Source organism: Psychrobacillus sp. NPDC096623 (assembly GCF_044762655.1).
Lineage (GTDB): Bacteria > Bacillota > Bacilli > Bacillales_A > Planococcaceae > Psychrobacillus.
Genome location: NZ_JBIWER010000003.1, coordinates 143,933 through 158,472 on the forward strand (window position 1 = coordinate 143,933; position 14,540 = coordinate 158,472).

At 36.6% G+C, this 14,540-nt stretch carries 15 protein-coding genes; 1 reads left to right on the forward strand and 14 read right to left on the reverse strand.

Annotated features, from left to right (window positions below):
• Nucleotides 1-151: 151 nt before the first annotated feature.
• Nucleotides 152-961, reverse strand: a complete 810-nt coding sequence (locus tag ACIQX2_RS10215; RefSeq protein WP_402849581.1) for a pyruvate, water dikinase regulatory protein — start codon at nucleotides 959-961, stop codon at nucleotides 152-154.
• Nucleotides 962-972: 11 nt separating this feature from the next.
• On the reverse strand, nucleotides 973-1,611 hold the full coding sequence (ccpN, locus tag ACIQX2_RS10220; RefSeq protein WP_175453968.1) for a transcriptional regulator CcpN: 639 nt from the start codon (nucleotides 1,609-1,611) through the stop codon (nucleotides 973-975).
• A gap of 321 nt (nucleotides 1,612-1,932) precedes the next feature.
• Between ccpN and ACIQX2_RS10225 the strand changes: the two genes are divergently transcribed.
• The gene (locus tag ACIQX2_RS10225; protein WP_402849585.1) at nucleotides 1,933-3,315 is read left to right on the forward strand and encodes a glycine--tRNA ligase; all 1,383 of its coding nucleotides are present in this window, start codon (nucleotides 1,933-1,935) and stop codon (nucleotides 3,313-3,315) included.
• Between the two features lie 741 nt (nucleotides 3,316-4,056).
• On the opposite strand, the gene recO is transcribed toward ACIQX2_RS10225, so the two are convergent.
• From recO to ACIQX2_RS10285, 12 genes are all read right to left on the reverse strand, one after another.
• Nucleotides 4,057-4,845, reverse strand: coding sequence for a DNA repair protein RecO (gene recO / locus ACIQX2_RS10230; RefSeq protein ID WP_402849588.1), 789 nt, complete (start codon nucleotides 4,843-4,845; stop codon nucleotides 4,057-4,059).
• 17 nt (nucleotides 4,846-4,862) lie between these two features.
• Nucleotides 4,863-5,783 (reverse strand): GTPase Era, encoded by a 921-nt coding sequence (gene era / locus ACIQX2_RS10235; protein ID WP_402849591.1) that lies wholly within the window; start codon nucleotides 5,781-5,783, stop codon nucleotides 4,863-4,865.
• On the reverse strand, nucleotides 5,767-6,177 hold the full coding sequence (locus tag ACIQX2_RS10240; protein ID WP_402849594.1) for a cytidine deaminase: 411 nt from the start codon (nucleotides 6,175-6,177) through the stop codon (nucleotides 5,767-5,769). Before ACIQX2_RS10240 ends, era begins: the two co-directional genes overlap by 17 nt.
• Before the next feature lie 11 nt (nucleotides 6,178-6,188).
• Nucleotides 6,189-6,554, reverse strand: coding sequence for a diacylglycerol kinase family protein (locus ACIQX2_RS10245; protein WP_402849596.1), 366 nt, complete (start codon nucleotides 6,552-6,554; stop codon nucleotides 6,189-6,191).
• On the reverse strand, nucleotides 6,541-7,026 hold the full coding sequence (gene ybeY, locus ACIQX2_RS10250) for an rRNA maturation RNase YbeY (protein ID WP_402849599.1): 486 nt from the start codon (nucleotides 7,024-7,026) through the stop codon (nucleotides 6,541-6,543). Before ybeY ends, ACIQX2_RS10245 begins: the two co-directional genes overlap by 14 nt.
• Nucleotides 7,027-7,046: 20 nt before the next feature.
• Nucleotides 7,047-9,152, reverse strand: a complete 2,106-nt coding sequence (locus tag ACIQX2_RS10255; protein ID WP_402849602.1) for an HD family phosphohydrolase — start codon at nucleotides 9,150-9,152, stop codon at nucleotides 7,047-7,049.
• Nucleotides 9,153-9,281: 129 nt separating this feature from the next.
• On the reverse strand, nucleotides 9,282-10,235 hold the full coding sequence (locus ACIQX2_RS10260) for a PhoH family protein (RefSeq protein WP_402849605.1): 954 nt from the start codon (nucleotides 10,233-10,235) through the stop codon (nucleotides 9,282-9,284).
• On the reverse strand, nucleotides 10,232-11,338 hold the full coding sequence (locus ACIQX2_RS10265) for a sporulation protein YqfD (protein WP_402849608.1): 1,107 nt from the start codon (nucleotides 11,336-11,338) through the stop codon (nucleotides 10,232-10,234). Before ACIQX2_RS10265 ends, ACIQX2_RS10260 begins: the two co-directional genes overlap by 4 nt.
• Nucleotides 11,335-11,577, reverse strand: coding sequence for a hypothetical protein (locus ACIQX2_RS10270; protein ID WP_402849611.1), 243 nt, complete (start codon nucleotides 11,575-11,577; stop codon nucleotides 11,335-11,337). Before ACIQX2_RS10270 ends, ACIQX2_RS10265 begins: the two co-directional genes overlap by 4 nt.
• A gap of 50 nt (nucleotides 11,578-11,627) precedes the next feature.
• A complete protein-coding gene (locus ACIQX2_RS10275; protein ID WP_402849614.1) occupies nucleotides 11,628-12,065 on the reverse strand; it encodes a hypothetical protein in 438 nt (145 codons plus the stop codon).
• Nucleotides 12,066-12,087: 22 nt separating this feature from the next.
• Entirely contained in the window at nucleotides 12,088-13,086 is a 999-nt protein-coding gene (floA, locus tag ACIQX2_RS10280) for a flotillin-like protein FloA (RefSeq protein ID WP_093060609.1), read from the reverse strand.
• Nucleotides 13,083-14,411 carry an NfeD family protein gene (locus ACIQX2_RS10285; protein ID WP_483880198.1) on the reverse strand — a complete coding sequence of 443 codons (1,329 nt, stop codon included), beginning with the start codon at nucleotides 14,409-14,411 and terminating at the stop codon, nucleotides 13,083-13,085. Before ACIQX2_RS10285 ends, floA begins: the two co-directional genes overlap by 4 nt.
• Nucleotides 14,412-14,540: the final 129 nt, after the last annotated feature.

Below are 14,540 nucleotides of genomic sequence, written 5' to 3' on the forward strand. Positions count from 1 at the left end.
CAAAAAATCATATAAATAATCTAATAAATATTATTTTCCACAAATAACTATTATAAAACATTTTAAACTATTAATCTATACTTTATTTATTCGATAAACAATAGAAAAAACCTTTTCACAATCGTGAATCGGCTTAAAAAATTTTTCTACATTATTTTTGTTGAATATGATTAATTACTACATTAGCAGTCTCTTCAACAGCTCTGTTTGTTACATCAATTACGATACAACCGATTTTCTTAGCAATTTTCTCGAAGTGGAGAATTTCTTCATTGATTCTTTCTATTTTAGCATAACTTGCATCATCATTTAAACCAATTGCTTTCAGTCTTTCTTTTCTAATAGAATTTAGTTTATCTGGAGTAATGACTAACCCCACACATTTTGCCGGGTCTACTTGAAATAGTTGCTCAGGTGGTTCTACTTCCGGAACAAGCGGAACGTTCGCTACTTTGAATCTTTTATTTGCCAAATACTGTGACAATGGTGTTTTAGAAGTTCTAGATACTCCAATAAGAACTATATCAGCTTGGAGTAAACCTCTAGGATCTCGCCCATCGTCATATTTTACCGCAAATTCAATTGCTTCTATTTTTTTAAAGTAGTCTTCATCTAACTTCCTTACTAAACCAGGTTCTTCGAAAGGTTTTTCATCTAACTCTTTTTCAAATAGATTAATAACCGGTCCTATTAAATCAACAGACTCTAAATTGTATAAATTACAATACTCTATTAATGCTTGACGCATTTGAGTTTGCACAAGTGTATACAGGATTATTGCCCCTTGCTCTTTAGCAAGCTCGGTAATTTCTTTAATATGGTCTAACGAATCAATATGAGTAAATCTCTTAATTTTAGTACGCTGTAGACCAGGTCTAAACTGACTTATTGCCGCTTTTGCTACTAGTTCGCCCGTTTCTCCTATTGAATCCGAGACTATAAACAGGTTTAGCATTTTCATCGTTTCACTCCCTATAGATCATGGTCATCGGCTAATGATAAAAAGGCCCGAGTAATATTCGTTTTTGTAATTCTACCAATCACTTCTAACCCATCTTTTCCTTCTTTTACAACTGGTAAAGAATCAATTTGACGATTCATCAACTTTTTGGCCACTTCAAAAAGTGTATCCTCTTTCAAACAATACGTGATATTAGGCATTCTTGTCATAATCATATGTACTGGAATTTTGTTCAAATCTTGGTTACCAATACTTGTTCGTAAAAAGTCTTTTCTTGAAAGAACTCCTGAAAGCATTGAATTTTTATCTAATACAAATAATGACCCTACATCCTCTAAAAACATATGGCATATAGCATCATACACCGTCATACTTTCATCAACAACTGCAGGTATTGATTGAAAATCCTTCACCATCATTTGCGCTATATTATCTGAAATTGCTTGGCTTGTTTTTTTGCCAGAATAAAAGTAACCAACACGTGGACGAGCATCTAAAAAACCTGCCATCGTTAATATAGCTAGATCTGGACGTAAAGTCGATCTAGTTAAATTAAGTCGTTCTGCAATTTGTTCGCCAGTGATAGGACCATTCCCTTTTACAATGTCCAAAATTTCATTTTGCCGTTTGTTGAGTTCGATTGGACTCACCGCCTCAAAGTGTTATACTTAATACTAAATTATTATATACTAATTTATAGATGATTGCGAAGTAAAGTGGCTCATGATACAATAGCAACATATGATGAAGCGTTGAAGAGCATTATAAGTACTACACCGTAAGCGAGTGGGGATAGTGAAAGCCCACACTGTAGGAAAACGGCAGCTCAGAGCTTTTGCTTTTAAAGAGGATTGTTTTTTAACAATCAATCGGGGTGGAACCGCGGGTTAATAACTCGTCCCCGGGCATTTATTGCCCGGAGACGAGTTATTTTGTTTTCCGGGTTAATTATATTAAATGGAGGGATTTAAATGACAATTACAATGGAAAACGTAGTTAGTTTAGCAAAACAAAGAGGTTTTGTATTTCCTGGCTCTGAAATTTATGGAGGTCTAGCGAATACATGGGATTACGGTCCTCTTGGTGTGGAATTGAAAAACAACATCAAAAAAGCTTGGTGGAAAAAGTTTGTTCAAGAATCACCATATAACGTAGGTTTAGATGCAGCTATTTTGATGAATCCAAAAACTTGGGTAGCGTCTGGTCATATTGGCAATTTTAATGATCCTATGATTGATTGTAAAAAGTGTAAGTCACGTCACCGCGTCGATAAAATTATTGAAGATGCACTAGATAAAAAAGGTATTGAAATGGTTATTGACGGTCTTTCATTCGAGAAAATGGAAGAGATCATGAAAGAACATAATGTTGTTTGTCCATCATGTGGTGCTTTCGATTATACTGAAATTCGTCAATTCAATTTAATGTTCAAAACCTTCCAAGGTGTTACAGAAGCTTCTACAAACGAAATCTTCCTACGCCCTGAAACTGCCCAAGGTATTTTTGTAAACTACAAAAATGTTCAACGTTCTATGCGCAAAAAAATGCCTTTCGGAATTGCACAGGTAGGTAAAAGTTTCCGTAACGAAATAACACCTGGTAACTTCACATTTCGTACTAGAGAGTTCGAACAAATGGAACTTGAATTTTTCTGTAAACCTGGCGAAGATATGGAATGGTTTGAATTCTGGCGTAATTATTGTAAAGAATGGCTTTTAAACTTAGGTGTGTCGGAGGATTCTATTCGTTTACGTGATCATTCAGAAGACGAACTTTCTCATTACTCCAATGCAACAACGGATATAGAATATAAATTCCCATTCGGTTGGGGAGAGCTTTGGGGTATTGCAGATAGAACCGATTTTGATTTAAAACAGCATATGGAGCATTCCGGGGAAGATTTCAATTATATTGACCCAGTTACAAACGAACGTTATGTACCGTACTGTATTGAACCATCTTTAGGAGCTGACCGTGTAACATTAGCATTCCTTTGTGAAGCATTTGATGAAGAGGAATTAGAAGGTGGAGATGTCCGTACAGTTTTACGCTTCCACCCTGCATTAGCACCAGTTAAAGCAGCAATTTTACCACTTTCTAAGAAACTGTCTGAAGGTGCAACAGCTTTATTCTCAGATTTAAGCAAGCACTTCATGGTCGATTACGATGAATCTCAATCTATCGGTAAACGCTACCGTCGACAAGATGAGATCGGTACACCATTCTGTATCACATATGACTTCGATTCAGAAACAGATGGCCAAGTTACAGTACGTCATCGTGATTCCATGGAACAAACAAGAATGCCAATTGCTGATGTAAAGGCGTTTTTAGAAGAGCAATTACAATTTTAATAATTAAATGATTTCGCAATCTAACAAGTCACTTTTTGAGTGAGAAAATATTCAATTATAAACGCCAGGATGATGTTCATTACGTTGAACAACATCCTGGCGTCTTACGTTGCCTTTAAGAAGAAGAATCAATCCATTGAGATGCTATCTACACAGATGTGCGCTGCCTCACGCAACACATGAGCCATAAAGGATAGTCTATTGCGCCAGTTCATCCTTTATGAAGTCACATTCTTCGCGCTCACACGGCTTGTTAGTCCCACATCCTATTTACCACTAGAAAATTAGAATTCACTCTCTAAAAAGACGCAATGCTTTTATAACACTTACTCTGCTAAATCTTAAATTTAAGAACTACTCATTTATTGATTGGAGTGTAACGCGGCGACTCCAGCGGGAACAGCACGAGCTGAAAGCCCAGCAGGAACAAAGTGACGAGGAGATTGAAGCCGTGCCCGCGGAAAGCGTCCGCGTGAAACGGAAATCACAGTGTTATTTTCTCTACAATTATTTAGATAACTTCATAATCATTTTTTTATAACACTAACTTTGCACAACGTTAATTACTCATTTATTGATTGGAGTGTAACGCGGCGACTCCAGTGGGAACAGCGTTAGGGGAAGCGAGGAGGCTGAGGCAACGCCCGCGGAAAGCGTCCGCGTGAAACGGAAATCATAGTATTACTAACTATTCTTTGATACATTTCTATATAAAAAATAAAAAAATCCAAGCCCAAAGAGTTATTCTTCTTCGGGACTTGGATTTTCTGTTTTAGGAGGGAAAAACTCTGGGGTTTTCTCCATTTGATCTAAAAAACTTTGTGACTTTAATCGTATTCCGACTTGTTCACTATAAATAGTTCGAACAATTTTTTTGATAAAGCCCTTCGTTTCTTTTTTGAGTGTCAGCTTACCTACTTGGTCAATAGGAACTGTATAAAAGGTTCGAATAAGCTTCACTTGAGATGGAGAAAGTCTTATAATATATGGGTCAATTGAAAAACATCGATGACACAAAAAACCTATTTGAGAAAAAGAAAAGGCAAATTCTCCATCAGTTGCCCCACAATTGGTACATTGATGGAGCGTCGGATAAATACCTGCTGTAGGCAGAAGCTTCCATTCCACAAACAAACTTATAGCCTCTGGATCATATTCTTCTGAAATCGCATGTAACGCTTGCTGCAAAATTTCAAATAAATGTGGCTTCGGCGATTCATCATCGATTAACTTATCTACCAATTCCATAATAAAACTTGCATATGCAGTAGCAAATATATCTTCTCTAATAGACCTCATCGAGTCAATAATTTCACCTTGCTGCAAAGTACCCATGCCTCTTCCTTGCTGAATCAAAAAATAGCCGTACGTAAAAGGCTGTGAGATAGAGGCTAAACGGCTCGTTGGTTTTTTTGCCCCTCGAGCCATCGCTGCTCTTTTCCCTAATTCACGTGAAAAAATGGTAACGATTTTGTTAGATTCGCCATAAGAAGAAGCCCGTAAGACAATACCCTCTACTTTTTGTAGCAATTGTCTCCCCTTCTTTCTTAGTACTCGTCGTCTCTAAAACCATAATCCTTCAAGTGTGCAGATTTATTGCGCCAATCCTTTTGGACCTTTACCCAAAGCTCTAAATACACATTTGTTCCTAAAAGCATTTCGATATCTTTGCGTGCTCTCGTTCCAACTTCTTTCAATAAGGCACCCTTTTTACCAATGACAATTCCTTTTTGGGAATCTCTTTCGACTACAATCGTTGCAGAAACACGAATCATATCTTTTTCTGTATCTTCTTCTTTTTTAATTTTATCAATGACTACAGCGATCGAATGTGGGATTTCTTCTCTCGTTAAATGCAATACCTTTTCACGGATCAGCTCCGAAATTATAAATCTTTCTGGGTGATCTGTAACTTGGTCGGCAGGATAATATTGGGGTCCCTGTGGTAAATACGATTGGATTGTTTCCAATAGCTTCTCAACGTTGTTGCCCTGCAGAGCAGAAATTGGAAGAATTTCCGCGAAGTCATATTTTTTGGTATATGATTCAATAATATCAACTAATTTCTCTGGGTGAACCTGGTCAATTTTATTAATCACAAGAAATACAGGTGTTTCGTTGTTCTCGAGCATTTCCATAATATACTCATCAATTTTTCCACGTGGTTCTACTGCGTTTACCATGAACATTATTACATCTACTTCTCGAAGTGTATTTTTAGCAACCTTAAGCATGAAGTCACCAAGTTTATGCTTTGGAGTATGAATCCCGGGTGTATCAATGAAAATCATCTGACTATTGTCTAAAGTTAATACACCTTGTACTTTGTTTCGAGTTGTTTGTGGCTTATCACTCATAATCGCAATTTTTTGACCGATTACTCGATTTAAAAACGTAGACTTTCCTACATTAGGTCTACCTATAATTGATATAAAACCGGATTTATAATCCTCATTGTTTTGCAGCATAATCCATATCCTCCGTTTTAAAAGCTCCAGGCAATAATTCAGCAACCGTTGTTTCCGATACATTCCCATTTAAATTTGTTAAATAAACTGGCATATCTTTATCACAAAATTCCACTATAACTTGTCGACAAGCTCCACATGGAGAAATTGGACCTTCTGTATCCCCGGACACTGCAATTGCGACGAATTCTTTTTTTCCTTCTGACACTGCCTTAAAAATAGCTGTTCGCTCTGCACAATTGGTTAAACCAAACGATGCATTTTCAATATTGCAACCATGGAATACTTCTCCATCTTTTGTTAGTAGTGCTGCTCCAACTTGGAACTTTGAATATGGGACATACGCCTTTTCTCTAGCTTTGATGGATTCTTTTAATAACATTTCTTTGTTCATGTGATTCACCTCTATAATAGGATACCCGACCATTTCGGGATAAATATGATTAAACCAACAATTACAGTGCAAATAGCATATACCAAACAAGCTCCAGCAGCTAAATCTTTTGCTTGTTTTGCTAACGGATGTAATTCCGGAGTTACCAAGTCGACGACGCGTTCTATGGACGCATTTATTAATTCTACCATGAACATACCGAAAATCGATAGAACAATGATTATCCACTCTAATTGAGATAACCCTGTTAACCATGCCGTTAGAATAACAACTACCGCTGCAAGTATATGAAAACGAAAATTTTGTTCACTTTTGACTACATGATATATTCCGTTAGCTGCGTATATAAACGACCGAAAAAATTTAAGAATGTTCATGGCCTTCTCGTTTTAGCCCATAAGCTTGCAGAATCGATTCTTGTAGACCAAACATCTCTTTTTCTTGCTCTTCCGTTCCATGGTCATACCCTAACAAATGTAAAAAACCATGAACTGCTAAGAAGCATAACTCTCGTTCAAATGAATGTTGATAGGATTCAGCTTGTTCCGTTGCACGTTGTACAGAAATGATAATATCTCCTAGCAACGTCGGTATATCTGCGTTCATAATTTCAATTTCCCCTTCTCCCATTTCCTCCATAGCAAAGGAGATGACATCAGTTGGAACATCTTTGTTGCGATAAGTTTTGTTAATTTCTTGGATAGCATCATTCGTCACAAATGTTACGCTAACCTCGCTGCCTTCTCTAACAGAAAGTTGTTCACCAGCTGAGTGCAATACTTTACTTACAAGAGCTATAGCCTCTTCTGTTAGAGTACCTGTTTCATCCATTAGATCTAGTTCTAGCATATTATTGACTCCTCACATAGTTATTTGGGATATTCAATCCGCGAGTGGAATGTTCCGTTCATGGTTGTACAAAAACTTTCTTCCATTTTTTTTATTTCCTTTAGAGATAGATCACATTCATCGAATTGTCCATCTAATAACTTTTCTTTAATGATTGATTGTATTAGTTTTTTTATTTTATCAGCATTCGGCTCTTTCATCGAACGAACAGCTGCCTCAACACTATCTGCTACAGAAATAATCGCGATTTCTTTAGATTGTGGTTTCGGTCCAGGATAGCGGTAGTCATCTTCTTTCACTATATCATTTGTCTCTTTCTCTTTAACATAAAAGAATTTTAACAAACTTGTGCCATGATGTTGTGCCGCTACATCTACGATTTCCTTCGGTAATTTATGTTTCCGTAAAATCTTTGCCCCATCCACTGCATGTGCAATAATAATATCTCTGCTCGCTTCTGGAGACAAGCTATCATGTGGATTATACCCATTTACTTGGTTTTCGATGAAAAATCCAGGACGGTTTGTTTTTCCAACATCATGATAATAACAGCCAACTCGTGCTAATAACCCGTTTGCCCCAATTACTTCACAAGCAGCTTCTGCTAAATTGGCCACCATTAAACTATGATGATAAGTGCCAGGAGTCTCAGTTAATATTCTTTTCAACAAAGGATGGTTGGGATTCGATAATTCTATGAGTCTCATGGTAGATAAAATACCAAAGAAAGATTCGAAAAAAGGTAATATCCCAATAGTCATCGCCCCTGACAATACCCCTGAGAAAGCGGCTGCTCCAATATAAAATAATATATCCATAATTTCATAAGAAGCCTTTGTCATTAATAAATAAAATATGATAAACACAATATTAATAGAAGATACGATTAGACTAGAGCGTAATATTTGAGAATTTGTTTGCATTCGTCGCATCGCAAAAATCCCTGCAACTCCTCCAAATAATATGTATAACGAAGCTTCCATCTGAAATACGATTGTATAGCCTTCTTGAAAAATAATCCCGGCATATGCAGCCGATACAAATTTAGATATATAAGCTGCACGTTCATTGACCAAGATATAAACAAGCATCGCAACCATCGCTGTAGGAAATAAAAACGCTATAATTACATCAAAATTATATGCTACGGACTGAATTACCTTCATCATTAATACCGATAAAATGATACTAAATGCAACAACAATTAAATTCTTGGAGTTGTTTATAGTATCTGCTCTTCTACTAATTGTTTGTCCAAATAATACCCACATCGTAAGTCCCACAAATACTGCTAATCCAAGATATGGCTTATAAGATGCATTATTCGTAAGCATCCCTAGCAACTCAAGCTGTCGATAGACTTCTCTATCAATAATTTCACCCTTTTGAACGAGTATTTGTCCTTGAAGTATACGAGTCGGCTCTACACTTGCTATTGCCTGTTCTAACCGTTCTTCCGTTAAACTCTCATTTACTACCTCTGTTGCGATTATAGAAGTTTTTGCGATATTAGTGAGTACATTTTTATACTCCTGTGAATAAACAAAACTGTTATTAACTTGCTGACCAATTTTTTCTTTGAAAACTGATATATTTTCCAATCTTATAGCTTCATTCAGGCTTGTCGCCACTAATTTCGATAATTTTGTTTTAGTCTCTTCTAAAATGACGTTATTCTGGTTAATTAAAATGGCTAACATATCGTCGCTTAGTGGTACATAACTAGCGTTCTCTGCCAACTCTTCCATTTCTTTTTTCAATTTCTCTACTAAAGTAGCGGTAGTATCTTCTTCTGGATTTGCATTTTCTTTTACGTGCAAGACACTATCAAAAATAGATTTTACTATTGCAGCCTGGTTAGCAGCAGTTTCGTCTTGAAATTGATAGACGGCTTGAACTTCCTGCTCCGCTCTTTTACGTTCTTGCTCCGTTTTTACCGTGTCTTCCATTGTTTTAACTGCTCTTATCGTATCAGGTGAAAGCTGGAACAATTCAAAATCATATTTACTTTCCTTCACATTTCCGATAAGTAAAAAGAACAAGCATATGGCTGTAATAAAAGTGACGATGAAAGGGAGATACTTATTATTTTTCCATTCTCTCCACTTTATAAGGAATTTTTTCATTTATTCTCATCCCTCCACCAACTAGTTATTCCATTATACCTTATTTTTTTCACAATTCACTAATGTTTCCCAAATAACAAAGAAGCAACCGTCTAAACATAGACCGTTGCTTCTATTTAGGTTCCTATATTATTGTTCTTCATATGCTTGAATAATTTTTGCAACAAGCGGGTGACGTACTACATCACCTTGCTCTAAATATTGAAAATGTATTCCCGCAACATTTCTTAATATTTTTTCTGTAACGATTAAACCGGATTCTGCCCCTTTTGGTAAATCAATCTGAGTTTTGTCTCCTGTGATTACCATTTTAGAACCAAATCCAAGTCGTGTTAAAAACATTTTCATTTGTGCTTTTGTTGTATTTTGAGCTTCATCTAAAATAACAAAAGCATCATCCAGTGTACGACCGCGCATATAGGCTAGAGGTGCAATTTCGATTGTCCCTCTCTCCATAAGTCGATCTGTCTGTTCTGTTCCTAATACATCATGCAACGCATCGTATAATGGTCTTAAATAAGGATCTACCTTTTCTTTTAAGTCCCCGGGTAGGAAACCTAGACTTTCGCCTGCTTCTACTGCAGGACGTGTTAAAATGATTTTTTTCACATGTGCATTTTTAAGTGCCTGAGTTGCCATCACTACTGCTAAATATGTTTTCCCAGTACCCGCAGGTCCAATACCAAAAGTAAGATCTGAATGTCGAATGCCTTGAATATACTCTCGTTGTCCAATTGTTTTTGCTCGAATCGCTTTACCCTTTGTATTTCGCGCAATCTCTTCATCGTATAAACTAGAGAAATATTCAATGGTTCCATTCAAGCTCATTTCAATTGCAGAAGTTACGTCGCGCAAATTAATATTGATGCCTTTACGAATAACTGCCAATAGTTGAATCATCAACCGTCTGGCTTCTTCCACATTTTTTTCTTCACCTATAATTTGGATTTGTTCTCCTCGAGTAATAAGTTGAACTTTTAGCTCTGCTTCAATTAATTTAATATTTTTATCCGAGATGCCAAGCAGCATAACAGCTTCGGCTGGATCTTGCAAATTAATGTCTAGTTGTTTATGTTCGCTCATGCTTCGTCTCCTTGGGGTATAACATGTGGTATTGCAATATTTTCATTTATTAGTAAAAGAATCTTCCCTTTTACTTTATCATCTTGTATTGATACCTGTAAAACTTTATCTTCTAATAATTGTGTTCCAGCGGGTAATTCTTTCAAAATTTTTTGAAAAAGTAGCGGACGTATGAGACGTTCAATAGATTCCTCTGTTAACGAATAGGTAACTTGATGATTCTTTTGAACATAACCAGCCTGAACATATTTATTAATCACAGTAGGTAATTGTATTTCTTTCCAAAACATCAGTTTGTTATCCACTTTTTTTTGTATCACCAATTCTTTTGAGTTCGGATTAGTGACGGCAACTTGCGTTGGAAGTTCAAATGATAGTTCTATCCAATAACTGGCATATACCTTTCCTTCTGCGCTAGTAATAATCCTTTTGTTTCCTTGTTTTACAAAGCCTTTTACTAAGGTATCTCCTTTTTTTACAGCAATATTCTTTTCAACTGCTCTCTCACCTTTTGTCAGAGAAAAATCTGTTATTACTCCACTTCTCTTGGCTACTAGATTCACTGCAGGTGAATCCACAAGTTCTTTTTCTGTTTGAGGAGGCGCGAGCATAGGAGAAACTGTAAAAGTAGATCCCGATTTTGAAAAATGTACCCAAGAATACTCTTTATGTTCTAATAATATATTTTGGCGTATCTCTTGCTCCGCTGGAAGCCTAGAAACAAACATTCTCTCTTTTATACCCATTTCTTTTAATTGTTCAGTTAGCAGGATGTTGCTTTCTGGTGAATCCGAATCAATTTGGATTGTCCATATAAATTGTGCAAATAAAACGGGGATGATAACAAAACAGAATACCCCTAAAACTGATCCTGAGTAAATAGAAATAGTACTTTCTTTTAGTTCATCTTCTAACTTAATAGGCAGTTTCAGTTTTTTTCTCACTTTGCGAAAAGCCTTCAAATCCTTCGCTTTAATGGAAAAAACAATATGATCATCCTTTGTATGAAGCTGAAATACTTCGATATTATGCTGCTTTAAACTTTGATAAAGTGGAAATTGATCTGTGGATATTGGAGCTTGTATTTTGATAAGACGCCTCATACCGTTTTTTCCTTCCTCGTTAAATTAAATAATTGAAGATTTTGCACATGTAGATGAAGCCTATCACTAGACATGGATTTTATGTGCAATCTTTCCGCCTGAATTTCTAAAACAAATTGGTCATACGTACAAACAATACTATTTTCTTTTAAACGCACTAACGAGAATTCATAATCCAATATGATATCATCAAAGCTTTCTACCATAATACTCGCATGGAGTGGAAATAATTGCTTCACAAAAAACACCCCTTTACATGAATTTATGCATGTAAAGGGGTGTTCATGAGTTATCTTTTAGATTTTGGTGGTGCGAGTATTTCTGAGAAAATAATCGCTCTGATTAATTCGTCCTCATTACTAGGTAGCAAATTGTTAACTACTGGAGAAGATTTTAACCTTTCAGTAGCTTTTTCCTGATGAGCACTCAATCGACCTGGACCTCTAGACACTCCTTGATCACGTTTAACTTCTCGCTCCATTTTTTTTACTTTTACAGGCACTTCAATTTCCTTCACGACAGGAGGCTTAACTTTCATCTCCTGCTGTCTTTCACTCGTAAACTGCTTGGCAAAATCACCTAATTCTTTAAAGGGATTTTCCGAAACTGTTTTACGCGTTGGAGTGCTGTTTACAGGTTTTTCAACCCGTTTATTGTCAGGTTCTTTCTTATTTTTAAAGAAAAGACTAAAAAGTGCTGCGATTATTATAGGAATGAAAGCTTCCAAGGAGATCGGCTCCTTTCCGCTTTTATTTTAGCTCGTCAGTAGAAGGTTTATCTCCGCCGACTTTACTAATAGAATCTCTCATACCAGTATCTGCTTTGATATTATTGTAATTCATGTAATCCATAACACCAATGTTACCTTCACGTAATGCTTCAGCCATAGCTAATGGAACTGCAGCTTCGGCCTCTACAACTTTCGAGCGCATCTCTACTACTTTCGCTTTCATCTCTTGTTCAGATGCTACAGCCATAGCACGACGTTCTTCCGCTTTTGCCTGCGCAATTTTCTTATCAGCCTCTGCTTGCTCTGTTTGTAATTCTGCACCGATGTTTTTACCTATATCAACATCCGCAATATCAATCGATAGAATTTCAAAAGCAGTTCCAGAATCTAGTCCTTTTGCTAATACTGTTTGAGAGATTAGATCTGGATTTTCTAATACTCTTTCATGACTCACACTAGAACCAATAGTAGAAATAATCCCTTCGCCAACACGGGCAACGATTGTTTCTTCACCAGCACCACCGACTAAACGGTCAATATTAGCACGAACTGTAATACGTGCTTTTGCTTTAACTTCAATACCGTTCATCGCAACACCAGCAATAAATGGTGTTTCAATAACTTTTGGATTAACAGACATTTGAACCGCCTCGAGTACATCTCGACCTGCAAGATCGATTGCAGCTGCTCTTTCAAAAGTTAGCTCAATATTCGCACGATGTGCAGCGATTAAAGCATTTACAACTCGGTCAACATTACCTCCTGCTAAGTAATGACTTTCCAGTTGATTGATCGCAACATCAAGTCCTGCTTTATGTGCTTTGATCAATGGATTAACGATACGTGAAGGAATAACTCGACGTAACCTCATCCCTACTAATGTGAAAATACTAATTTTTACTCCTGCAGCTAATGCTGAAATCCATAGCGTGATCGGGAAAAATGTGAAAAATACCGATAGTACTATAAATGCCAATACAATAACAACGATTAAAGTAATTGTTGATCCTGTAATCATTCTGTTGCCTCCCCTTCTACTGCTTCTCGTACAACTATACGAGAGCCTTCTACTTTAATAATTTTAACCTGTTTGTCTTTCCCGATAAAACTTCCATCTGAAACTGCATCAATTCTTTCATTATCAATACGTATAGTTCCAGAAGGTCTAAGTGGTGTCATAGTCACCGCTAGCTTTCCAACTAATTCTACTCGATTTTTATTGGAAACATACCCTTTTTCGGTTGTTGTCGCATCCGACAAAATAACTTTGTTCAATACTTTTAGTCCCTTACCAAAGAACTTCATAATAATCACCATTCCCACTATAGCTACTGATAAAGCAATAATAACAGCGATAATCATTTGCTCAATATCGCCACCAGCTAATACTATACTCACAATAATAGCTGCCGCCCCTAATATACCACTAATTCCTCCGGGCAGGAAGAACTCTGCAATAATAAGTAATATACCAATTATAAAAATGATAACCGTTTCATAACCAGCAAGTCCTGCAACTAAATGACCAAAAAAGAATAGAACTAACGAGATAAGACCCATTGTTCCAGCGACTCCAAACCCTGGTGAGTATAGCTCAACAATCAATCCTAAACTTGCGATCGATAACAGGATTGGTACGACGATTGGGTTCGTTATAAACCGAGCAAGTGATTCCATAAAGGTCTCTTCTGTTTCAACTACTTTCGCTCCCGCTAAGTCTGTTACTTCTAGTAACTTATCAAAAGAAGTTACTGTTCCTTCCGAGTAGCCAACTTCTAGAGCTTCAGCTGAAGAAAGTGTCAATAACTTTCCAACGGGTGCTCTATATTCAGGTAAATCTACAGATTCATCTGCCATCGCTTGCGCATAGATAGGCTTTTTCCCGGTTAGCTCGGCTGCATTTATCATTTTTGCTTTCCACGCACTATTTGCTTTCTCGCCTGCAGTGTTACCACTGCCCTCAATGACTGCGGCCGCACCAATTGTTCCACTTGGTGACATATAAATCTCGTCTGTATGAAGCGCTAAATAAGCACCAGCTGATAAAGCTTCTGAGTTTATATAAGCAATTTTACGAATTGAAGTGGAGTCCAATAAATTAGCAATATTTTCTGCAGAATCTACAAAGCCACCAGGTGTATTGATATCAAAAATGATTGCATCTGCGCCAGCCTCTTCTGCTTCATGGATGGAACGTTTTATAAAAGCATACAAGCCTTTTTCCACTTCTTTGTATACAGGTACTTTATAAACTACGGAAGATTGTGCTGTAAAAACTGGAATCATCATTCCAAATGATAAGAGCAATAAACAAAGCGAAATGACATAACGAGACAATTTCACCACTTAACCTCCTTTCCACCATATGTATACTCCTATTTACGAGGGAGCTATGAAAAAGTTTCAATAAAATAAAAATAAACCGAGAAAATAAATTTTCTCGGTTTACATAATTGTAAATGTTAATCATAA